Annotated in this window: 21 protein-coding genes; 20 read left to right on the plus strand and 1 reads right to left on the minus strand. The window is 60.9% G+C overall.

What is annotated here, in order from left to right:
* The first annotated feature begins 93 nt into the window (after positions 1-93).
* The 16 genes from EFR00_RS19930 to folD all read left to right on the plus strand — a co-directional run bounded on the left by EFR00_RS19930 (position 94) and on the right by folD (position 14,637).
* Complete coding sequence (locus tag EFR00_RS19930) at positions 94-1,395, plus strand: flagellar hook protein FlgE (RefSeq protein ID WP_077992518.1); 1,302 nt, start codon at positions 94-96, stop codon at positions 1,393-1,395.
* Positions 1,396-1,414: 19 nt separating this feature from the next.
* On the plus strand, positions 1,415-2,902 hold the full coding sequence (gene flgK, locus EFR00_RS19935) for a flagellar hook-associated protein FlgK (RefSeq protein WP_039617922.1): 1,488 nt from the start codon (positions 1,415-1,417) through the stop codon (positions 2,900-2,902).
* Positions 2,903-2,905: 3 nt separating this feature from the next.
* Positions 2,906-3,958, plus strand: a complete 1,053-nt coding sequence (locus EFR00_RS19940) for a flagellar hook-associated family protein (protein WP_038686922.1) — start codon at positions 2,906-2,908, stop codon at positions 3,956-3,958.
* A 36-nt stretch (positions 3,959-3,994) separates the two neighbouring features.
* Positions 3,995-4,342: a flagellar biosynthesis regulator FlaF gene (flaF, locus tag EFR00_RS19945; protein WP_009994672.1), complete on the plus strand. Its 348-nt coding sequence runs from the start codon at positions 3,995-3,997 to the stop codon at positions 4,340-4,342.
* Complete coding sequence (gene flbT / locus EFR00_RS19950) at positions 4,339-4,788, plus strand: flagellar biosynthesis repressor FlbT (RefSeq protein WP_009994670.1); 450 nt, start codon at positions 4,339-4,341, stop codon at positions 4,786-4,788. The genes flaF and flbT overlap by 4 nt, the downstream gene beginning before the upstream one ends.
* Positions 4,779-5,219 carry a flagellar hook assembly protein FlgD gene (gene flgD, locus EFR00_RS19955; RefSeq protein ID WP_077992516.1) on the plus strand — a complete coding sequence of 147 codons (441 nt, stop codon included), beginning with the start codon at positions 4,779-4,781 and terminating at the stop codon, positions 5,217-5,219. Before flbT ends, flgD begins: the two co-directional genes overlap by 10 nt.
* 88 nt (positions 5,220-5,307) lie before the next feature.
* On the plus strand, positions 5,308-5,574 hold the full coding sequence (fliQ, locus tag EFR00_RS19960; RefSeq protein WP_009992823.1) for a flagellar biosynthesis protein FliQ: 267 nt from the start codon (positions 5,308-5,310) through the stop codon (positions 5,572-5,574).
* An 88-nt stretch (positions 5,575-5,662) separates the two neighbouring features.
* On the plus strand, positions 5,663-7,750 hold the full coding sequence (gene flhA / locus EFR00_RS19965; protein ID WP_038686924.1) for a flagellar biosynthesis protein FlhA: 2,088 nt from the start codon (positions 5,663-5,665) through the stop codon (positions 7,748-7,750).
* Positions 7,747-8,499 carry a flagellar biosynthetic protein FliR gene (locus EFR00_RS19970; protein ID WP_010058497.1) on the plus strand — a complete coding sequence of 251 codons (753 nt, stop codon included), beginning with the start codon at positions 7,747-7,749 and terminating at the stop codon, positions 8,497-8,499. Before flhA ends, EFR00_RS19970 begins: the two co-directional genes overlap by 4 nt.
* A gap of 7 nt (positions 8,500-8,506) precedes the next feature.
* Positions 8,507-8,920 (plus strand): hypothetical protein, encoded by a 414-nt coding sequence (locus tag EFR00_RS19975; RefSeq protein ID WP_009996114.1) that lies wholly within the window; start codon positions 8,507-8,509, stop codon positions 8,918-8,920.
* A gap of 31 nt (positions 8,921-8,951) precedes the next feature.
* Positions 8,952-9,515, plus strand: a complete 564-nt coding sequence (locus tag EFR00_RS19980; protein ID WP_077992514.1) for a rod-binding protein — start codon at positions 8,952-8,954, stop codon at positions 9,513-9,515.
* A 122-nt stretch (positions 9,516-9,637) separates the two neighbouring features.
* Entirely contained in the window at positions 9,638-10,003 is a 366-nt protein-coding gene (locus tag EFR00_RS19985) for a hypothetical protein (protein WP_003545575.1), read from the plus strand.
* The gene (locus tag EFR00_RS19990; protein ID WP_077992512.1) at positions 10,003-10,542 is read left to right on the plus strand and encodes a hypothetical protein; all 540 of its coding nucleotides are present in this window, start codon (positions 10,003-10,005) and stop codon (positions 10,540-10,542) included. The genes EFR00_RS19985 and EFR00_RS19990 overlap by 1 nt, the downstream gene beginning before the upstream one ends.
* A 291-nt stretch (positions 10,543-10,833) precedes the next feature.
* Positions 10,834-11,673 (plus strand): WecB/TagA/CpsF family glycosyltransferase, encoded by an 840-nt coding sequence (locus tag EFR00_RS19995; RefSeq protein ID WP_009994323.1) that lies wholly within the window; start codon positions 10,834-10,836, stop codon positions 11,671-11,673.
* A 182-nt stretch (positions 11,674-11,855) separates the two neighbouring features.
* Positions 11,856-13,616 carry a GumC domain-containing protein gene (locus tag EFR00_RS20000; RefSeq protein WP_077992510.1) on the plus strand — a complete coding sequence of 587 codons (1,761 nt, stop codon included), beginning with the start codon at positions 11,856-11,858 and terminating at the stop codon, positions 13,614-13,616.
* Positions 13,617-13,737: 121 nt separating this feature from the next.
* Complete coding sequence (folD, locus tag EFR00_RS20005; RefSeq protein ID WP_038686936.1) at positions 13,738-14,637, plus strand: bifunctional methylenetetrahydrofolate dehydrogenase/methenyltetrahydrofolate cyclohydrolase FolD; 900 nt, start codon at positions 13,738-13,740, stop codon at positions 14,635-14,637.
* On the opposite strand, the gene EFR00_RS20010 is transcribed toward folD, so the two are convergent.
* Positions 14,638-15,666, minus strand: coding sequence for a LacI family DNA-binding transcriptional regulator (locus EFR00_RS20010; protein WP_077992508.1), 1,029 nt, complete (start codon positions 15,664-15,666; stop codon positions 14,638-14,640). It lies immediately after the preceding gene.
* Between the two features lie 300 nt (positions 15,667-15,966).
* Here EFR00_RS20010 and EFR00_RS20015 point away from each other — a divergent pair, with 300 nt between their 5' ends.
* From EFR00_RS20015 to bglA, 4 genes are all read left to right on the plus strand, one after another.
* A complete protein-coding gene (locus EFR00_RS20015; RefSeq protein ID WP_077992506.1) occupies positions 15,967-17,328 on the plus strand; it encodes an ABC transporter substrate-binding protein in 1,362 nt (453 codons plus the stop codon).
* A gap of 186 nt (positions 17,329-17,514) precedes the next feature.
* Positions 17,515-18,528, plus strand: a complete 1,014-nt coding sequence (locus tag EFR00_RS20020) for a carbohydrate ABC transporter permease (protein ID WP_038686942.1) — start codon at positions 17,515-17,517, stop codon at positions 18,526-18,528.
* Position 18,529: 1 nt separating this feature from the next.
* The gene (locus EFR00_RS20025; RefSeq protein WP_077992504.1) at positions 18,530-19,693 is read left to right on the plus strand and encodes a carbohydrate ABC transporter permease; all 1,164 of its coding nucleotides are present in this window, start codon (positions 18,530-18,532) and stop codon (positions 19,691-19,693) included.
* A gap of 34 nt (positions 19,694-19,727) precedes the next feature.
* The gene (gene bglA, locus EFR00_RS20030) at positions 19,728-21,380 is read left to right on the plus strand and encodes a beta-galactosidase BglA (protein ID WP_077992502.1); all 1,653 of its coding nucleotides are present in this window, start codon (positions 19,728-19,730) and stop codon (positions 21,378-21,380) included.
* The last annotated feature ends 17 nt before the right edge of the window (positions 21,381-21,397 follow it).

The following is a 21,397-nucleotide window of genomic DNA, read 5'->3' on the forward strand; positions in this document are numbered from 1 at the left end:
TTGAATATTTGGCCTCGCTGTCCGCATAACAGACAGCTTCACGCAAGGCCCGCCAAATACTCTTGAGCTTAACAGGTAAAACGAGGTTTTCAGATGAGCATTTTCGGCAGCATGAAGACGGCAGTATCGGGGATGAACGCGCAGGCGAACCGCCTCAGCACTGTCGCCGACAACATCGCCAACGTGAACACCACCGGTTACAAGGCCGTTTCGACGAGCTTCTCGTCGCTGGTCCTGCCCTCCTCGGGCGGCAACTACAATTCCGGTGGCGTGCAGACCTCGGTGCGCCAGGCTGTCTCCGATCAGGGCGACATCTCCTACACCACCTCCACCACCGATCTTGCGATTTCCGGCGACGGCTTCTTCATCGTCCAAGGCCCCGACGGCACACCGGTGCTGACCCGCGCCGGCGATTTCCAGAAGGACGATGAAGGAAACCTCGTCAACGCCGCCGGCTTCCAGCTGATGGGCTATTCTTACGACTCCGGCTCTCCCGCCGTCGTCGTCAACGGCTTCGACGGTCTCGTGCCCGTCAACGTCAACCAGGACGGCCTGACCGCCATCGCCTCGACCTCAGGGGTCTTCAAAGGCAACCTCGATTCCAATGCCAACGTGGTTGCAGCCGCTGCGTCGCGCCCGAGCGCCAACCCCGCCACCCCGACAACCGACACCAAGAAAGTCTCGATGGTCGCCTACGACCGTCTCGGCAACAAGGTGATGTACGACTTCTACTTCACGAAGACCGCGGTCGCGGCAGCACCGCCGCCGGCGCCTCCCGCTGCTGCCGCCACCTGGGAAGTGGCGATGTTCCGCAACGCCAACGCGGCGGTCGGCGGCACCACTTCGTTCCCCTACAGCGCCGGTGGGGCAGTCGGCAACGGAACGATCACCTTCGACCGCGATGGCAAGTTGCTCACGGGCGGCGCTGTCAACATCACGGATGGCGTGACCGGGCAGACGATCGCCATGGATTTCTCAGGCTTGACGCAGCTCGGCGCCGACTTCTCCGGCACCGGCACGCCTAATGGCCAGGCGGCGACACCGGTCAAGGACGTCACCATCGACGGCGACGGCATCGTTTACGCCAAGTACGAGGATGGCAGCACAAAGCCGCTCTATCGTATCCCGCTCGCCAATGTCGCAAGCCCGGACAAACTGACCCTGATGAGCGGCAACGTCTACAGCGCCAACGGCCAGTCGGGCGTCACCGTCACCGGCTTCCCGCAGACCAACGGCCTCGGCACGATCAAGTCAGGCGCTCTCGAAGGTTCGAACGTCGACCTCGCCGGCGAACTGACCGAGATGATCGAATCGCAGCGCAGCTATACCGCCAATTCGAAAGTGTTCCAGACGGGTTCCGACATCATGGACGTACTCGTCAACCTCAAGAGATAAGTAGGGTAACGGATAAGCCATGTCGCTCACGTCCGCACTTAATACCGCGCAGAGCATATTCAACAATACCGGCACGCAGAGCAGTGTCGTATCGAACAATATCTCCAATGCTGGAAACAAGGATTACGTGCGCCGGCAGGCAATGCTTACCACGTCCCTGAACGGCGCTCAGGTTGTGCAGATCAACCGGGCACAGGAAGACGCCCTGCTGCGCCAGTACCTCAAGACGTCCTCTCAGGACAGCGCCCAGCAGACTTTGCTGGGCGGTCTCGAGGACCTCAAGTCGATCATGGGTGGCAACGACTACGAAACGTCGCCATCCACCTATCTCGGCGTTTTCCAGGAAAAACTTCAGGCCTTCCGCACCACGCCTGGCAGCACGGTCGCTGCCCAGGGCGCCATTACTGCCGCCCAGGACGTCGCCAACTCGCTGAACAATGCCTCGCAATCCGTCCAGGATGTTCGCGCCAACGCCGACAAGGAAATCGCCACCGCCGTCGATAAGCTGAACACGCTGCTCAGCCAGTTCGAAAAGGCCAACAATGCGGTCAAGACTGCCACTGCCTCCGGCACGGACGCATCCGGCGCCCTCGATGAGCGCGAGAAGGTCCTGAAGCAGATTTCTGAGATCGTCGGCGTCAGCGCGACGACGCGCGACAACAACGACATGGTGTTGAGCACGCCTGACGGGACGATCCTCTTCGAGACGGTCCCGCGCAAGGTGACGTTCAAGTCCCAGGATGTCTATACCGCCTCCATTGTCGGCAATTCGGTCTATATCGACGGCGTTGCGCTGCCGCTCGGCAAGGGTTCGACCACGACGGGGCAGGGGAGCCTCCAGTCGCTTCTCCAGATCCGCGACGAGATCGCCCCGAACTTCCAGAAGCAGCTCGACGAAATCGCCCGCGGCCTTGTCTCGCTCTTCAAGGAGCAGAATACCGCTGCGCCCCCGGCCTATGTGCCCGGCCTTTTCACCTGGAGCGGCGGCACGGTCGATACCGGCGCCACCGCAGTTGCCGGCATGGCATCGACCATCAGTGTCAGCAGCCGGGTGATCACCTCGCAGGGCGGCGACCCGATGCGCCTGCGCGATGGCGGCGTCAACGCCACCGGCGTCGTCCTGAACACGTCAGGCGTCAGCGGTTACACGGCTGAACTCGACCGACTCTATACCGCGATGAGCGCCGACATCGATTTCGATCCGGCAGCCGGGGCTCCGGTCGGGTTCGACGCGACGACGGGCATCGATTCTAACGTCAGCATCATGGAATACGCGACCAATTCCCTCGGCTGGCTCGAGCAGTATCGCAGCAACGCCACGACGGCTGCGGAAAACACCTCGGCGGCCCTGTCGCGCTCCGACGAAGCCTATTCCAACGAAACCGGCGTCAACCTCGACGAGGAACTGACGCTGCTTCTCGATATCGAACAGTCCTACAAAGCGGCGACCAAAATCCTTAACGCTGTAGACGAAATGTTGAAGTCATTGCTGGATATCGCGAGTTAAGCCATGAAGAGCTCATTTATTTCAAGTACCGCCATTCAGAATGCGATGCGCTTGACGATCCGTCAGGCGCAGAACCAGATGACGAAGGCGACGATGGAAGCAACGACGGGAGTCTATGCGGATATCGGTGTCTCGCTCGGCGGCAATGCTGCCAGAAGCGTCGACTTCACCCGCGAGACCGACAGGATCGACTCGATCAAAGCAAGCAATTCGCTTGTCACCGCCCGCATGGAATCCTCGCAGCTCGGCCTGTCCAAGATGAAGGACGTCGGCGATGGCCTCGTTTCGAAGCTGACGGCACTGCAGGGCAGCAAGGACCCCGGCAGCATCACAGTCGCCATCCAGTCGGCAACCAGCGCGCTCTCCACCATGATGGACACGGCCAATACCATGGTGAACGGCGAATATCTGTTCTCCGGCATCAATACCGACGTGCAGCCGCTGACCGACAAGACGACCGCCACGAGTGCGGCCATCGTCACGGCGCTGAACAGTTATGCCGCTGCTCTTGTCCCACCTAAGGCCGTCAGCGATCTCACCGGCGCCGAAATGCAGACCTTCATCACGACGACGGTCGAGCCGATGTTCAGCCAGGCCAATTGGACCAATGCGGCGACCGGATGGTCGCAGGCATCGAGCCAGAACATGACGAGCCGCATCAGCAACTCGGAAGTGATCGAATCCTCGACCAACGCCAATTCCGAAGGCATGCGTTATTTTGCGCTCGCCTCGGTCATGACCTCCGCGCTGCTCGGCCAGAACCTCAGCACGGATGCAATGACGACTGTCTCCAAGCAGGCAATCAGCTACACGGCCAAGGCGACCAGTGGGCTGGTGACGCAGGCAAGCCAGCTCGGTCTTTCCCAGGAGCGTGTCAAGAAGTCCAACGACGCTCTCGACGCTCAGTCGAACATCATCAAGAACAAGCTGGTCGATCTCCAGGGCGTCGATCCGTACGAAGCCTCGACCCTCGTCAAGACTTTGGAAACACAGCTTGAAACCGCTTACACGATCGTTTCGAAGATCCAGCAGTTGAGTCTCGTAAACTACCTTTGATGAGCAAAGGCGCGCAATATAAACGAGGATGCATGAATGTATCAGTTCTCATATGCCGAAGTCATGCAGGACTCGGTGGCCGACGCGAAAGAGCGGGAATGGCAGGTTCTTGACCGGTCCATAGAACTGCTGGCGTTGGCGCGCGACAAGGAAAAATACGGTCGGGAAGCCATTGAAGCCCTGTTTTATACGCGTCGGGTGTGGATCAGCTTCATCGAGGATCTGAAGCATCCGGACAACCAGCTGGATGTTCAGCTCAGGGCCAATCTCATCTCGATCGCAATCTGGATTTTGAAGGAATGCGACAGGATCAGAAAACGTCTGTCTAATAACTACCAGGGCATCATCGACGTTACCACCATCATCAGGGATGGACTTAAATGAAAAGTACACTACGCATTTCTCTGAAAGCCGGAGAAAGAATCTTCATCAACGGCGCCGTCCTGCGTGTCGACCGCAAGGTCGCGCTGGAATTCCTGAACGATGTGACGTTCCTTCTCGAAAATCACGTCCTCCAGCCGGAAGGTGCGACGACGCCCCTGCGCCAGCTCTACTTCATCGCGCAGATGATCCTCATCAACCCCGAGGGCAAGGACCAGTCGACGGCGATGTTCCGCAAGTCGATCACCATGCTGCTCACCTGCTTCAAGAATGAAGAGATCCTCGCCGAACTGAAGCGCGTCGATGCGCTTGTGTCGACCGGCCGCGCCTTCGATGCGTTGAAGGCAATCCGCGGTCTCTATGCGATCGAAGACAATATTATGAACAACCACGAAATGCCGCCGACGATGGTCGAGCAGATTCGCAGGGAGATCGCACCATGGCGGTAGATGCAACCTCGAGCGTGAGCACTTCGACGACGAGTTCGACGAGTTCGGCCCAGAAAAAGGCGACGTTGAACTATGATAATTTCCTGCAGTTGCTCATTGCGCAGATGAAGAACCAGGATCCGACCGATCCGATGGATGCCAGCGAGCAGATGTCGCAGCTGGCAAGCTTCTCGCAGGTCGAGCAGACGATCCAGACGAACACCAAGCTCGATACGCTTCTGTCAAGCTCGAGCCTCACCCAGGCGAGCAGCTACGTCGGCAAATACATGGAAAGCGCCGACGGCACCGTCAAAGGCACCGTCGAATCCGTCAAGGTTTATTCCGACGGCATCATTGCGACGACCACAGATGGCGGTAAGATACTCGTACAGGCGGGAATCACCGTTGCGGACAAGGCGCCGACCACGACCAGCGACAGCAGCGATACCTGATACCGCGGCGCCGACGCGTCGGGTGATACAAATCAACAGCGGCCCGGCAATGGCGGGGCTGCTTCGAGGCGATATGAGGTTGCCTTAGATGAATGAAGCTGATGCATTGGATCTGTTCCAAGCCGCGATCTGGACCGTCCTGATTGCCGCCGGTCCCGCCGTTATCGCCGCGATGGTGGTGGGTTTGGTAATTGCCCTGATCCAGGCATTGACGCAGGTGCAGGAAGCGACGCTGACCTTCGTGCCGAAGATCGTCGCAGTGCTGATCACCGTCGGGGTCACAGCACCCTTCGTCGGCTCGCAGATCTCGATTTTCACCAATCTGGTCTTCTCGCGCATCCAGTCAGGCTTCTGAGCCACCTTCGCGCAAGCTTCGCCATTTAACTGTCGGTCCGAATTGGGCGGACCGAGTCCGCTTCCTCTCATGAAGAGACGGATCTGTTATGGCGCAACCACCTGCACTCCCCCTTCCGAAAGTCGCCCCGAGCCTGCGCGATGTCGGTTTTGCCCTCGGCATTATCGGCATCATCTGCATTCTCTTCCTGCCGATCCCGCCATTCCTGATCGACATGGGGCTGGCCTTCTCGATCGCCTTCTCGGTGCTGATCCTGATGGTCGCGCTGTGGATCCAGAAGCCGCTCGATTTCTCGTCCTTCCCAACCATTCTGCTGATCGCAACGATGACCCGGCTGGCGCTGAACATCGCGACGACGCGCGTCATCCTGTCTCACGGCAATGAAGGCCACGATGCGGCCGGCGGCGTCATCGCTGGTTTCGCAAGCCTGGTGATGTCGGGCGACTTCGTCATCGGTCTGATCGTCTTCCTGATCCTCATCACCATCAACTTCATCGTCATCACCAAGGGCGCGACGCGTATCGCCGAAGTCGGCGCGCGTTTCACGCTCGATGCCATCCCCGGCAAGCAGATGTCGATCGACGCCGATCTTTCGGCCGGCATCATCGATGAAAGGGAAGCCCAGCGCCGGCGCAGAGAGCTCGAAGAGGAAAGCTCCTTCTTCGGTGCGATGGACGGTGCCTCGAAATTCGTGCGCGGCGATGCCGTCGCCGGCCTGATCATCACCGCCATCAACGTCTTCGGCGGCATCATCATCGGTTATTTCCGCCACGGCATGCCGATCGGCGAAGCAGCCGACGTCTTCGTCAAGCTCTCCGTCGGCGACGGTCTCGTCTCACAGATGCCGGCCCTCATCGTCTCGCTCGCGGCTGGCCTGCTCGTCTCGCGCGGCGGCACCACCGGCTCCACCGACCAGGCGGTCGTCAACCAGCTGAGCGGCTATCCCCGCGCGCTCTCGGTCTCGGCGGTGCTGATGTTCGTCCTGGCGCTGATGCCGGGCCTGCCGTTTGTCCCCTTCGTGATCCTCGGTAGTCTTCTCGCCTTCGGCGCCTGGTTCATCCCGCGTCAGGTAGAGGTTGAAAACAAGCTTCGCCGCGAGCAGGAAGAAAAGAAGGTCGTCCAGAACAAGGAACTGGAAAAGGATTCGGTCAAGTCGGTGCTGCGCACCTCGGAAATCGAGCTCGCACTCGGCAAGATGGTCTCCACACGCCTGCTCGGCGCCCACCAGGAGCTCGCCTTCCGGGTCGGCAAGATGCGCAAGAAGTTCGCCACCCAGTATGGTTTCGTCGTGCCCGAGATCAAGGTCACCGACGATATCGCCATCGCCGAGAAATCCTACCAGATCCGCATCCATGGAACGACGGTCGCCTCCAATCTCTTGCGCGTCGGCGAAGTTCTGGTCGTCACCGGCGCCGGCCGCCGCCCGAGCATTCCCGGCGACGAAATTCGCGAACCCGCTTTCGGCATGCCGGCTGTCTCGATTCTCGAAAACTTCGCCGACGACCTGAAGCGCGAAGGCTTCCAGCCGATTGACAACGTCTCCGTCGTGCTGACCCACATGAGCGAGGTCATTCGCAACAACCTGCCGCAGCTTCTGTCCTACAAGGACGTCAAGGTGCTGATCGATCGCCTCGACCCGGAATACAAGAAGCTCGCCGACGAGATCTGCTCGTCGCATATGTCCTATTCCGGCCTGCAGGCGGTGCTCAAGCTCCTGCTTGCCGAACGCGTCTCGATCCGCAACCTGCACCTCATTCTCGAAGCGGTGGCCGAGCTTGCCCCGCATGTCAGGAAGACCGAGCAGATCGTCGAGCATGTCCGCATCCGCATGGCCCAGCAGCTCTGCGGCGATCTTGCCGACAACGGCGTGCTGCGTGTGCTGAGACTGGGCAGCAAGTGGGATCTCGCTTTCCACCAGGCGCTGAAGCGCGACGCCAAGGGCGAGGTGATCGAGTTCGACATCGATCCGAGAAGCCTGGAAGAGTTCAGCGAGCAGGCGAGCAAAGTTATCCGTGAGTTCATGGATCGCGGCCTGCCATTCGCCCTTGTCACCTCGCCGGAAACACGCTCCTATGTGCGCATGATCATCGAACGGCTGTTCGCCACGCTGCCTGTCCTGTCGCATGTCGAACTGGCCAAGGGCATCGAGATAAAGATTTTGGGCTCGATTTCATGATATCAGACCCGCAAGGGACCGTTCTCGCGCTGTTTCTGGTTTTCTGCCGGATCGGCGGCTGTGTGCTGGCTCTTCCGGGATTTTCCTCGGCGCGCGTGCCCGAGCAGCTGCGCGTCTTCATTGCCGGCGCGCTGTCGATCGCCGTCATGCCGCTGCTCTGGGACACGGTCTATCCGGCTGTCCACACGGGAGCCGGAACCTATATCGGCCTGATATTCAGCGAATCACTGATCGGCGTCATGTATGGCATGCTGGCGAGAATCTATACGCTCGGCATGCAGTTCGCCGCGACGATCATTGCCATGATGGTCGGTTATACCCAGCCGGGCTCCGCCGACGTCATCGAAGACTCGCCGGAGACCAGCCTTTCCGCCTTCATCACCTTTGCCGGCATCATGATTCTCTTCATCATGGATTTCCATCACATCGTCTTCCGTGCGCTGATCGATTCCTACACGACCATGCCCTTCGGCGGATTGACACAGATGCGCGCGACGCTGATCTCCTTCACCGATACGCTGGAGCAGACCACCTACATCATGCTGCGGCTGTCGAGCCCCTTTCTGATCTACGGCATGATCTTCAACGTCTCGATCGGCTTCATCAACAAGCTGGCGCCGCAGATCCCGGTCTATTTCATTTCCACGCCCTATCTGCTGATGGGCGGGCTCTTCCTGTTTTATGTCTCGGTCGCGGCGCTGGTCAGCCAGTTCGGCCAGGCCTTCAGTTCGATCTATATCGGACGATGAGGCTGATATGATCGAGAAGAGCCGCTCCCAAAAACTCAAGCGTCTGCTGTCGGTGCAGCGGCATATCGAGAGGATGGCGGAGAACGACCTGGCCGAAACCAGCCGTCAGCGCATCGAGGTCAATGCGGCGATGGACGATGTCATCGTTGCTCTCGGTTCGATGGACCCGGTACACCACGCCTTCTCGCAGAATTATGCCGACCGATTCGGCAGGCTGACGATCAAGGATCAGCAGCTGACCGGCATGCAGCAGATCCACGAGATGCGGCTGACGCGCGAACGCGCCAAGGCCGATCGCCTGGAAGAGGGCATGAAAGAGGCCCTCGATGTCGAGCGCCGCGAGGCCGACGACAATGCCGTCTACGATGTCATCGACCAGCAATTCGCAACGCCAGCCTCCAGCAAGCTTCAAAAACCATAATCGTTACGATCTTAATTTAGAGGATTGTAACGTGGCTATTTCGCCCCCCAGTGATCTGGTCCTGGACGTTGTCAAAGCCGCCGACCCAATGGAGGTTCAGGCGGCCCAGGAAAAATTGAAGGCAAATCGCGCGGCCTTTGCCGCAACGAGCCTCGCCGAGAACGGCAAGGGCTTCTCCAATACGGTCGACGTTCTCGATCATATCGGCCAGAAGAGCGGCCTCGCCAACATCCAGAACCGCACCAAGGCCGAGGAGGTTCCGGAAAGCTACCGGAAGTTCGAGGCCATGGTGCTGCAGAACTTCGTCAAGTCGATGCTGCCGAGCGAAAGTGAAGACGTCTACGGCAAGGGCGCGACCGGCGATATCTGGAAGGGCATGATGGCCGAGCAGCTCGGCAACACCATCGCCAAGGGCGACGGCATCGGCATTGCCAAGCAGATGTACAGCGAACAGTTGCGCCGGCAGGAAGGCAAGATCGTCAATGCTTCGACCGATGATCGTGACCGCAACACCGCGCTCAGCATGATCGACGACTTCCAGCGCAAGACCTTTGGCACGCCGACGGCGGACGCCAAGGCCGATAGAACAGGATGATTTTAGGCCCGTTGGCCTGAAATCTGAATCCTGTTCTAAATTAAAGTTAGAGCATGATGTCGTCCGAAAACCGCGCACACTTTTCGGCATCATGTTCTCAGCGACGCATAATCGAGGGTACAATGGAAATAATTTCGAACGAATACAGGATCAAATCCGTCCTCGGACGCCTCGAAATGATCATCGACAATGAGAATACCCGGATCGGCAACGACCCGCAGTTCGATCTCAAGGTCTCCAATGCGCATAAGAGCCGCTGCCTCTACGAACTGTCGATGCTTTTCCGCGATACCGATCCGGCCGAGCTTGCCGCTGCCCATCTCGATCAGCTGCACGGCCTGAAGAAGAAGCTGGTGCTCAACGCGCGGCGCGTCGAAGCGCATCTCGAAGCGGTTCGCGCCGTCGCCGACCTCCTGAAGAATGCCGTTCAGGACGCCGACGCCGACGGCACCTATTCCCAGGAACAATTCGCCGCGCGTGGGAACTGATGATCAAGCTCGTCCTCACCGGTATCTGGGTTTGCGCCATCACCTTGGCCTCGGTTTACTTTTCGGTGTACATGGCGACGGCGCCAGCACCTGCGGCAACGGATACCAAGCAGAGCGCGCTCGAACTGGTGAAGGGTGAAACGATCACGGTGCCGGTCATCGGCGACGGTGCGATCACCGGTTATTTCCTCGGCCGCGTTTCCTTCATGATGAACAAGGACATGCTGAAGGGCGTGACCTTGCCGCTGACCGAGATGACGACGGACCAACTTTTCAGCCTGCTCGTCGGCAACAAGATGGTCGATCTCGCTCATATCAAGTCCTTCGACCCGAATGCCTTCCGCGAGGAGATCAAGAAGGGCATGAACGAGCGCCTCGGCGGCGAATATGTCGCCGAAGTGATGCTGGAGCAGCTCGATTATCTCTCCAAGGAAGAGGTCAAGCAAAACGCGGCCGGCGAGCCGAAGAAGCTCGGCACTCCGGTCAAGATCATCGAAGCCGCCCCGGCTGAGGATGCCCCGGCCCCGGCCGCCCATTAATATCCCGGATCAGATGCATGAACGGCGCCTTCGGGCGCCGTTTGTCGTTGGGCCCGATGTGGTTAATAAACTACTTATGCGAGCATCAAAATCCAAGGAATTTTCCTAAGGGTTGTTTGAAAGCCTCCTGTTATATCAGCTGTCACAGCTTGGTATGCGCCGTTTTCCGTGATCGGGGCGACGCCGTCCATGCATGACGCGACCGGTCCTTTCGAGACCTCCGGGGTGCGGAAAAATGGGCTTGGTTTCCGGGATTTCGGGCGCATGACGCACCCTCGGCAGGAGGTAGGAATGAATTTGATTGCAAACTTCGCGGTGCTCGCGTCGCGGCGGACGATCTTCGATCTGCCGGTCTGCGATCTCGGCTGGGACGATGCCCTCGTTTTTATCAACGAGCTGGCTTCCATTCCCGTCGGCCAGACCGTGGTTTGCTTCGTCAACGCCCATAATATGCTGACGGCGTTGCGCGACGACGAATACTACCGGATCATGTCGCACAATCTGGTGCTGCCGGATGGCATCGGCCTCAACATCGCATCGCAGATTGCCCATGGCTCGCCGTTTCCCGCCAATCTGAACGGTACCGATTTCGTGCCGGCCTTCCTTACCTTCATGGAGGCTCCGCGCCGCATCGGCCTGATCGGCGGTGCGCCTTCGGTCGTCGAAGCAGCGGCGGAAAATTTCCGCAGGCACACACCCTGGCATGAATTTATCGTCATTTCCGATGGTTTTTTCGACAAGGTCGACTCCACTGATGTCACCCAGGAGATCGAGCGCCAGAAGCTCGACATTCTGATCGTCGGCATGGGGACGCCGCTGCAAGAGAAGTGGGTTCATGACAACATCCGCGCCGACCATGCGCGGCTGGTGCTGACGGTAGGCGCGCTCTTCGACTTCGTCTCCGGCGCCGTTCCGCGAGCGCCGAAGACGGTGCGGATGATGCGTCTCGAATGGGCCTATAGGCTGATACAGGAGCCTGCGCGCCTCTGGCGGCGCTACATCATCGGCATTCCGGTTTTCCTTTTCCACGTCCTGCGCTACCGCTTCCGCCGCCGCGAAAGAATTCTCAGCCAGCCGGAAGAGCAGCGCAGCGTCTCGCAGCCGATTGTGGATCGCAGGAAGGCGAGCTGAACAGGCCCGGCGCGGTTCCCGGACCTGTGAAGACGTCACCGGTTCAAATCTGAGACGTCGGGCCGCAATTATTGCCAGTCGCGGTTAACCATTTCTTTGCCATGAATATTTAGAGTAGCTTAATCATCTGCATCGCGAGCGGGTGATTGAACTCGGCCATCATGTGCATGAGATGTGGCGCAATGTACGATATCAGGGCGAGAAACAGCTTCCAGGATCACGCAGCCGCGGGGCCGCGCGCCTTTGACGTCCCCTATCGCCGGCGGTCGAAGGGGGCCGATCTCGCGCTGCCCGAGGCCGAATTGCTGCGCGCGATCGGCCGCGCGCTCGAAGAGCAGCGCGCAATGGCGGCGCGTCCGGCGCCGCTGGTCGACCGCATCGAAACCATTCTCGGCAACCGCCTTCGGGCTGCCAACGATGTCGGCCGTCCTCTTGCGCCGGAGCCGGCTGGTCATGAGGAGCCCATCGCTGCGGCCGAAGGGGCTGTACCCCCGCCCGAGCCGCTTGCCGCGATCCGTGAGGAACTCACCGGATTCCAGCCGGCAGCGCCGCGCCGCCGCGACGGCCGCTTCGGCCTTGCCATGACGGTCGTCGCCGCCACGGTCCTCGGCGCAGGCCTGCCGGCATTGATGCCGGTCTCGCCCGCCCTCTACCGTGCCGAGACGACACTTTCGGTAAAGACGGATGCGGCAAGCCGCGATGCCTTCACCCAGGCTGCGGCCAAAGGCCTGCTGTCGGCGCGGGTGATGGCATCGACGGTCGCTGCGCTGAAACTCGATCATGACCCGGAATTTGCCGGCTCCAATCCCAATGCGCTCGGCGTTGCGCTCGATCTGCTCTCGGGCACCGGTGCTGCCGCCGATCCGGCCTCGCGCGCCGAGGCGGCGCTGAAGCATGCGGTCGAGATCGTGCCCGATGTCGCCGCCGGTACGATCATTGTGAGGGTGACGACCGGCGACAGCGGCAAATCCATGCGGATCGCCGCAGGGCTTGGCGAAGTGGTGTCCGCAGTGAGCAGTCCCGGCCGGAGCGCCGAAACCGACACCGCGTTGCGCAAGGCCTATGACGAGGCGAAGGCGGAGCTTGCCGCCTTCACGGCCAAAAGCGGCGAGGGCAACGTCAAGGTGGCGATCGACCTTCGCCGCCAGATCGATAAGCTCGATGCCGATCTGAAGCAGGCCGACCAGAATATCCTTGCCGCCAAGGCGCAGGCCGACCGGCTGAAGGCGGCAAAACTCGCCGGCGTGCTGGATGGTTCGCTCCCTTCCGATATGCTCTCGCCGGCGCTGCAGGATTGGCGCGATAAATATGCCGTCGCCAGGACGACGCTGGCCCAGCTTTCGGCCGAGCTTGGCCCGCGCCATCCGCGTCTGCTGCAGCAGCAGGCCGAAACGGATGGATTGAAGGAGAACATGGGCAAGGAGCTTGCTCGTCTCGCCCAGCTCGCCAATGCCGCCGCCAAGGCTGCGGTCGATGCGCGCAAGGACCTGAACGATCGCCGCAACACGCTGATCGCCCAGAGCCGGGATACCGGCGTCGATCTGTCCCGGCTGACCGAGCTGCGCGAAAAGGCGAATGCCGCGCGCTCGCGCCTGGAAGAAGCGGCGCCGACACCGGGAAGCGATGATGGCCATTTGACCGTCCTGAAACCGCCGCTTGCGGCGGCGGTGCCGGGAACGAATGGTCTGATCGGCCGCGTGCTGGCCGGGGCCGCGACAGGCCTTGCGCTCGGTCTTGGGCTGGCCCTTCTACTGTTCTGGCGCAAATCCGCCGCGGCTTCCGCAAGCGAGGAAATGCCGGCGCCGCCTTCGCTCGCCTCTCCGCCGGCGCTCGCGCCGGCCCCGGCGGCGGCCGACGAGATGGAGGTGCTGCGCTCCGAGATCTCCGGCCTGCGCGACCGGCTTCGACTTCACGTGATGGAAGCACGGCAGCCGCTGCGCTGAACCCGACATTTCCTTGCAAGTTTGATATTGCCTTGCCGCTTTCCGACAGGATAGGGCGTTAGCGGGCATTTGACGCTCGTCAACTATCAATAGATTGGCGCGAAACAGGGCGGAGAGACGCGTGGCGACAGTAATCGACGGCAAGAACGTAGCTGCATCAGTCATTCAGACGGTCAAGAGTGCGACGGCGGCGCTGGAAAAGAGCAGCGGCGTCACCACCGGCCTGGCCGTCATCATCGTCGGCGACGACCCGGCAAGCCACGCCTATGTCGGCTCCAAGGGCCGCATGGCCAAGGAATGCGGCTTCAAGTCCGTCCAGCACACGTTGCCGGCCGAGACCAGGCAGGAGGAACTGGCAGCTCTCGTCGCCACCCTCAACGCCGATCCGTCGATCCACGGCATCCTGGTGCAGCTGCCCTTGCCGAAGCCGCTCGACAGCGAGCCGATCATCCAGTCGATCCTGCCGGAAAAGGATGTCGATGGCTTGAGCGTCGTCAATGCCGGCAAGCTCGCCACCGGCGACCTGAAGACCGGACTGGTCTCCTGCACGCCGGCCGGCGCCATGGTCTTCGTCCGCCGCACCCATGGCGAGGATCTCTCCGGCCTCAATGCCGTCGTCATCGGCCGCTCCAACCTGTTCGGCAAGCCGATGGCGCAATTGCTGCTCAACGCCAATGCGACGGTGACGATGGCCCATTCGAGAACGAAGAACCTCGCCGAGGTCTGCCGCAACGCCGATATTCTGGTGGCCGCCGTCGGTCGTCCGGAAATGGTCAAAGCCGATTGGGTCAAGCCGGGTGCGACGGTGATCGACGTCGGCATCAACCGGGTGCCGGCGCCCGACAAGGGCGAGGGCAAGACCCGGCTCGTCGGTGACGTCGCTTTCCGTGAAGTCTCCGAGGTCGCCAGCACCATCACTCCGGTTCCCGGCGGCGTCGGGCCGATGACCATCGCCATGCTGATGGCCAATACGGTCATCGCCGCCCATCGCGCCGCAGGGCAGACGCCGCCGCAGTTCTGATTATGGCTGCTGCGGGGCAGGGCCGGTCGAGGCCCTGACGATCAGCTCGGTCCTCCAGAGCTCCTGCTCGGGAAAGGGGGCGGCGTGTTTCACGGTGCCGATCAGCCGCTGGGCGATTCGAACGCCGGCGGCGCGCAGCGAGGAGCGCGTCGTCGTCAGCGGCACGGAGAAGTTTTCCGGCTTCAACAGCGGCAGCACGTCGTCATGGGCGATCAGCGAAATATCCTCGCCGAGGCGCAGGCCCGCCTGGTTGACGGCGCGGATTGCCCCCAGCGCCATGACCGTGCTGGAGCAGAGGATCGCCGTTGGCCGCTGCGGCAGCTGCAGGAAGCGTTCCATCGCCAGCATGCCCTGTTCGTCCGTCATCAGCGCGTGGGTCATGCAATCCTCTTCGAGCGTGAGGCTACGTTCGGCGAGGGCTGAGATGACGCCGTTCCTTCTGCGGATGGCGAAATCGAGGTGTGTCGGGCCGTTCATCAAGGCAAAGCGCGTATGGCCGAGCTGCAGCAGCAGCCGTGTGGCGTCGTAGAAGGCGCCTTCATTATCGATGTCGAGATAGGGATAATCCGGCTCCGCGCCGAAGGATCGGCCATGCACGACATAGGGCATGGAGAGCGATTTCAGCATGGCGAGCCGCGGGTCGTGGCCGCGCATATAAGCGATGAACAGAGCATCGACATTGCCGCTGATTGCAAGCCGCCGGAGCGCGGCCACCTCGTCATCGGGATCGGCCGGCATGATGACGAAATGGAAATCGTGGCGGACGGCCTCCTCGCCGAGCCCGGCCAGGAATTCGCCGAAATGCACGTCTGACTGGTGGCCGGGCGCCGTCGGCATGACGAGGCCGATCGAGCCTGCCTTGCCGGTCGCAAGCCGCTGGGCAGCCTTGTTCGGCCGGTATCCGGTTTCCTTGACGGCCTGGAGCACGCGCTCTCTGGTCGCTTCATTGACCTCGGGATAACCGTTGAGTGCCCGGCTCACCGTCGTCTGCGACAGCCCGAGCAATTCCGATAGCTGTTTGAGATTCACCTGTTATGCTTCCCTCCCGGCCCGCCGTCGGCCGCTCCAAAAAGGCCTGCCGCCTCCCCATGGCATCCAAAGCGCTTTCAATTATGTAGCATCTCGCGCGCTTGACTCAAGAAAAATCGCCCCATATTCCCCGATAGGTGCCTTCGAGCCGCGATATCCCGCCGCTTTAGGGCAGGTTTTCGCGAATTGACTTGACTCCATTCCACCGGAAGTGAAATGAGTTGGGGTGTCAAAGCGCTTTGAAATTTCCGTTTGCGAGAAATTCGGCGCGGGTTGGGATTGTGATGGGAGGTTGATCACATGAAAAAGTCATTTCTGATGGGCGTTGCCGTTGCGGCGCTATTTGCCGGTGCTGCGTCCGCGGCCGATCTGAAATTTGCCCCGGGACAGGATTCCAAGTTCAACTGGAAAAGCTATGACGAATTCAAGGCCGCGCATGCCGATCTGAAGGGGCAGCCGCTGACGATCTTCGGGCCGTGGCGCGGCGAAGACGAGGCGTTCTTCATGAGCGTTCTTGCCTATTTCACCGAGGCGACCGGCATCGAGGCGAAATATTCCTCGTCCGAAAATTACGAACAACAGATCGTCATCGACACGCAAGCTGGCTCGCCGCCAAACATCGCCATTCTGCCGCAGCCCGGCCTTCTCGCCGACCTCGCCGGCAAGGGCTTCCTGACGCCGCTCGGCGACGACAACTCCAAGTGGATCAAGGACAATTACGGCGCCGGCGACAGCTGGGTCGGGTACGGCACCTATAAGGGTAAGGACGGCAAGGAAGCCTTCTACGCCTTCCCTTATAAGGCCGATGTGAAGTCGCTCGTCTGGTATGTTCCGGAGAACTTCGAGGAAGCCGGCTACAAGATCCCGACGACCATGGAAGAGCTGCATGCCCTGACCGACCAGATCGTCAAGGACGGCGGCGTTCCCTGGTGCATCGGTCTCGGTTCCGGCGGCGCCACCGGCTGGCCGGCGACCGACTGGGTCGAGGACATCATGCTGCGCATGCAGCCGCCGGAAGCCTATGACAAGTGGACGACCAACGAGCTGAAGTTCACCGATCCGGCCGTCGTTGCCGCGATCGACGAATTCGGCAAGTTCGCCAAGAACGAGAAATACGTCAATGGCGGCGTCGCGGCCGTGGCCTCGACCGACTTCCGCGACAGCCCGAAGGGCCTCTTCTCCGTGCCGCCGAAGTGCTACATGCACCATCAGGCCTCGTTCATTCCGTCCTTCTTCCCTGAGGGCACGAAGCTCGGCCAGGATGCCGACTTCTTCTACATGCCGACTTATGCTTCGCATCCCGAACTCGGCAAGCCGGTTCTCGGCGCCGGCACGCTTGTTTCGATCGCCAAGGATTCGAAGACGGCCCGCGCTTTCATCGACTTCCTGAAGACCCCGATCGCGCATGAGGTCTGGATGGCGCAGTCGAGCTTCCTGACGCCTTATAAGGGCGTCAGCACCGAGGCCTATGCCAATCCGCAGATGAAGAAGGAAGGCGAGATCCTGACGTCTGCCACCACCTTCCGCTTCGACGGTTCCGACCTGATGCCCGGCAAGATCGGCGCCGGCGCCTTCTGGACCGGGATGGTCGATTTCGTCGGCGGCAAGTCCGCCGAGGAAGCTGCCGGCGAAATCCAGAGCGCCTGGGACGGCATCAAGTAATCTTCCAACATTATGCCGCCGGCTTGCCGGCGGCATGACCTGCCTGAGTGGCCGGGCTCATGAGCAGCCCGGCCAGTCAGGATATATTGTGATTGGGCAATATAATGGATTGACGGTGACCGGCACTGACCGGTCAGAATGACAGCCGGTCTGAATTAAGATCAGGGGAAGCAGGGGAGGGACGAAATGCTGTCGCAGATAGTGTCCGCTTTGGGCGTCGTGGTGTTCGCCGTTTTTGCGTGCTCGGCCTATTTCTATTTTTCCAACAAACTCCTGGATCTCGCCCTGCCGGTCAAGGATGGCGACATCCGCGCCGCCTCGCGCAATCTCAACCGCCGCGCCCTCATCCGGCCGTGGCTGTTCATCGGCCCGGCGCTCTTCCTGCTCTTCGTCTACCTCGTCTATCCGGTCGTTGCGACCTTCATTCTCTCCTTCTATGACCGTACCGGCCTGCAGTTCGTCGGCCTCGCCAACTATAAATGGGCGATCGGCGACCGCGAATTCCGCCAGTCGATCTTCAACAACATCCTCTGGCTCGCCGTCGTGCCGGCCGCCTGCACCTTCTTCGGCCTGGTCATCGCTGTCATGACCGACCGCATCTGGTGGGGCAATATCGCTAAAAGCATCGTCTTCATGCCGATGGCGATCTCCTTCGTCGGCGCCTCGGTCATCTGGAAGTTCATCTATGAGTATCGCGGCGGCAACGATGTCCAGATCGGTCTGTTGAACGCCATCGTCCAGTTGTTCGGCGGCACGCCGGAGGTGTGGATCTCGGTTCCCTTCTGGAACAACTTCTTCCTGATGGTCATCCTGATCTGGATCCAGACCGGTTTTGCCATGGTCATCCTGTCGGCGGCACTCCGCGGCATTCCCGAGGAGACGATCGAGGCCGCCGTCATCGACGGCGCCAACGGCTGGCAGATCTTCTGGCGCATCATGGTGCCGCAGGTCTGGGGCACCATCGCCGTCGTCTGGACGACGATCACCATCCTCGTCCTCAAGGTCTTCGATATCGTCCTGACCATGACCAACGGCCAGTGGCAGACGATGGTCCTGGCCAACCTGATGTTCGACTGGATGTTCCGCGGCGGCGGCGATTCCGGCCGAAGTGCTGTCATCGCCATCATCATCATGCTCGCCGTCACGCCGATCATGGTCTGGAACGTGCGCCGCGCCAACCGCGAACTGAAGGGCCATTGAGATGACCGCTGTCGGAAGTTACTTCAAGATCGGTCCCGCCCGCCTCTTCGTCCACCTTGCGGTTCTCTTGATCGTCATCATCTGGCTGATCCCGACGCTCGGCATCTTCGTCAGCGCCCTGCGCGACAAGGACCAGATCGTTGTGTCCGGCTGGTGGACGGCCTTCGTCGGCTCGACGCAGACGGTCGCCGTGCGCCTTGGCACCCCTGACCAGCAAAAGCAGGAAGGCGCTACCTACGTCATTTCAGGCAATGTGCTGGAAGGGCAAACCGGCCGCTCGGTAAAGGCCTTCGGCAACCGTGTGCAGCAGCCGGCGGCCTTCGAGGCCGGCCAGACGGCCGATCTCGGCGACGGCGAAAGCCTGCTGATCAACAGCGACGGCAGCTACCGCTACATGAAGAACGCCGCCTTCTCGCCCGATGAGCGGCCGCGGCGTATCTATGTCTCCGTCTCGGCGCCGCCGGAATTCACCTTGCAGAACTACAATACTGTTCTGACCGGCGAGGGCATCGGCCAGTCCTTCATCAATTCGCTGACTGTGACGATCCCGGCGACGATCATCCCGATCCTGATTGCCGCTTTCGCCGCCTATGCCTTGAGCTGGATGGACTTTCCCGGCCGCGCGCTGCTGATCGCCCTCGTCGTCGGTCTCATTGTGGTGCCGCTGCAGATGTCGCTGATCCCGCTGCTGCGCCTTTATAACGAAGTGGGCAACATGCTCGGCCAGCCGTCGAAGACCTATCCCGGCATCTGGCTTGCCCACACCGCCTTCGGCATGCCGCTCGCCATCTTTCTGCTGCGGGCCTATATTGCCGGCCTGCCGAAGGAGATCATCGAATCCGCCCGTGTCGACGGTGCGAGCGACTTCGAGATCTTTACCCGCATCGTTTTGCCTCTGTCCTTCCCGGCGCTCGCCTCCTTCGCCATCTTCCAGTTCCTGTGGGTGTGGAACGACCTGCTCGTCGCCATGGTCTTCCTCGGCACCGACAAGGACCACATCGTGCTCACAGGCAGCCTGAACGCGCTGCTCGGCTCGCGCGGCGGCAATTGGGAGATTTTGACGGCGTCGGCCTTCGTCACCATCGTGGTGCCGCTGCTCGTCTTCTTCGGGCTGCAGCGCTATCTGGTGCGTGGCCTGCTGGCGGGCTCGGTCAAGGGCGGCTGACCATCTTCGAACGTGACTTCAAACAGGATATTCCATGAACGTGGCTCCCCAATCGATCTCGACCCCCGATAAGGACTGGTGGCGCGGCGCGGTGATCTATCAGATCTACCCGCGCTCCTACCAGGATTCGAACGGCGACGGCATCGGCGACCTGAAAGGCATCACCGCCCGCCTGCCGCATGTGGCAAGCCTCGGCGTCGATGCCATCTGGATCTCGCCCTTCTTCACCTCGCCGATGCGCGATTTCGGTTACGATGTTTCCGATTATGAGAACGTCGATTCGATCTTCGGCACGCTGGTGGACTTCGACACTATGATCGCCGAGGCCCATCGCCTCGGCATCCGCGTGATGATCGATCTGGTCATCTCGCATAGCTCCGACCAGCATCCCTGGTTCGTGCAGAGCCGCTCCAGCAAAACCAACGCCAAGGCCGACTGGTATGTCTGGGCCGACGCCAAGCCGGACGGCACGCCGCCGAACAACTGGCTGTCGATCTTCGGCGGCTCGGCATGGGCGTGGGATCCGACACGCATGCAATATTACCTGCACAATTTCCTGACCTCACAGCCGGACATGAACCTGCATAATCCCGAGGTGCAGGACCGTCTGCTCGATGTCGTGCGCTTCTGGCTCAATCGCGGCGTCGACGGCTTCCGCCTCGACACCATCAACTTCTATTTCCACGACCCGTTGTTGCGCGACAATCCGGCATTGGCGCCTGAGCGCCGCAACGCCTCGACGGCGCCGGCGGTCAATCCCTATAACTTCCAGGAGCATGTTTACGACAAGAACCGGCCGGAGAATCTTGCCTTCCTGAAGCGCTTCCGCGCCGTGCTCGAAGAATATCCGGCAATCGCCGCCGTCGGCGAGGTCGGCGACAGCCAGCGCGGCCTCGAAATCGTCGGAGAATATACCTCCGGCAACGACAAGATGCACATGTGCTACGCCTTCGAGTTCCTGGCGCCCGATCCGCTGACGCCGGAGCGCGTCGAGGAGGTGATGGAGGATTTCGAAGCCGCAGCTCCCGACGGTTGGGCCTGCTGGGCCTTCTCCAATCACGACGTCATGCGCCATGTCAGCCGCTGGGGCGGGCTGGTCGCCGATCACGACGCCTTCGCCAAGCTCTATGCTTCGCTGCTGATGACGCTGCGCGGTTCCGTCTGCCTCTATCAGGGCGAGGAACTGGCGCTGACCGAAGCCGATCTCGCCTATCAGGACCTGCAGGATCCCTATGGCATCCAGTTCTGGCCGGAGTTCAAAGGCCGTGACGGCTGCCGCACGCCGATGGTCTGGGATAGCCACGTTGCCCAGGGCGGTTTTTCGACAGTCAAACCCTGGCTGCCGGTGCCGGTCGAACATATTCTGCGCGCCGTCAACGTCCAGCAGGGCGACGACACGTCCGTGCTCGAGCACTATCGACGCTTCATCGCCTTCCGCAAGCTGCACCCGGCCTTTGCCAAGGGCGAGATCGAATTCGAGGAGACTGAGGGCGATACCCTGGTCTTCACCCGCGAATACGGCAATGAAAAGCTGCTCTGCATCTTCAACATGAGCCCGTCCGAAACAGGCGTTACCCTGCCTGCCGGGGAATGGCAGGCGTTGACGGGGCACGGCTTTATCAGCAACAACTATGGCGACAAGATCGATATTCCGGCTTGGGGGGCGTATTTCGCCCGTCTCGCTTAAGGATCAGGAGGGGAGTG

The organism is Rhizobium sophoriradicis (genome assembly GCF_003939025.1).
GTDB classification, from domain to species: domain Bacteria; phylum Pseudomonadota; class Alphaproteobacteria; order Rhizobiales; family Rhizobiaceae; genus Rhizobium; species Rhizobium sophoriradicis.

What these genes read in the sequence shown, in the direction of transcription:
- EFR00_RS19930 (WP_077992518.1), top strand. Translation starts at nt 94, where the DNA reads ATGAGCATTTTCGGCAGCATGAAGACGGCAGTATCGGGGATGAACGCG.
- EFR00_RS20000 (WP_077992510.1), top strand. Translation starts at nt 11,856, where the DNA reads ATGTACGATATCAGGGCGAGAAACAGCTTCCAGGATCACGCAGCCGCG.
- flbT (WP_009994670.1), top strand. Translation starts at nt 4,339, where the DNA reads ATGAAAAGTACACTACGCATTTCTCTGAAAGCCGGAGAAAGAATCTTC.
- flgD (WP_077992516.1), top strand. Translation starts at nt 4,779, where the DNA reads ATGGCGGTAGATGCAACCTCGAGCGTGAGCACTTCGACGACGAGTTCG.
- EFR00_RS19940 (WP_038686922.1), top strand. Translation starts at nt 2,906, where the DNA reads ATGAAGAGCTCATTTATTTCAAGTACCGCCATTCAGAATGCGATGCGC.
- fliQ (WP_009992823.1), top strand. Translation starts at nt 5,308, where the DNA reads ATGAATGAAGCTGATGCATTGGATCTGTTCCAAGCCGCGATCTGGACC.
- flhA (WP_038686924.1), top strand. Translation starts at nt 5,663, where the DNA reads ATGGCGCAACCACCTGCACTCCCCCTTCCGAAAGTCGCCCCGAGCCTG.
- EFR00_RS20020 (WP_038686942.1), top strand. Translation starts at nt 17,515, where the DNA reads ATGCTGTCGCAGATAGTGTCCGCTTTGGGCGTCGTGGTGTTCGCCGTT.
- EFR00_RS19970 (WP_010058497.1), top strand. Translation starts at nt 7,747, where the DNA reads ATGATATCAGACCCGCAAGGGACCGTTCTCGCGCTGTTTCTGGTTTTC.
- flaF (WP_009994672.1), top strand. Translation starts at nt 3,995, where the DNA reads ATGTATCAGTTCTCATATGCCGAAGTCATGCAGGACTCGGTGGCCGAC.
- EFR00_RS20025 (WP_077992504.1), top strand. Translation starts at nt 18,530, where the DNA reads ATGACCGCTGTCGGAAGTTACTTCAAGATCGGTCCCGCCCGCCTCTTC.
- bglA (WP_077992502.1), top strand. Translation starts at nt 19,728, where the DNA reads ATGAACGTGGCTCCCCAATCGATCTCGACCCCCGATAAGGACTGGTGG.
- EFR00_RS19975 (WP_009996114.1), top strand. Translation starts at nt 8,507, where the DNA reads ATGATCGAGAAGAGCCGCTCCCAAAAACTCAAGCGTCTGCTGTCGGTG.
- EFR00_RS19990 (WP_077992512.1), top strand. Translation starts at nt 10,003, where the DNA reads ATGATCAAGCTCGTCCTCACCGGTATCTGGGTTTGCGCCATCACCTTG.
- flgK (WP_039617922.1), top strand. Translation starts at nt 1,415, where the DNA reads ATGTCGCTCACGTCCGCACTTAATACCGCGCAGAGCATATTCAACAAT.
- EFR00_RS20015 (WP_077992506.1), top strand. Translation starts at nt 15,967, where the DNA reads ATGAAAAAGTCATTTCTGATGGGCGTTGCCGTTGCGGCGCTATTTGCC.
- EFR00_RS19995 (WP_009994323.1), top strand. Translation starts at nt 10,834, where the DNA reads ATGAATTTGATTGCAAACTTCGCGGTGCTCGCGTCGCGGCGGACGATC.
- EFR00_RS19985 (WP_003545575.1), top strand. Translation starts at nt 9,638, where the DNA reads ATGGAAATAATTTCGAACGAATACAGGATCAAATCCGTCCTCGGACGC.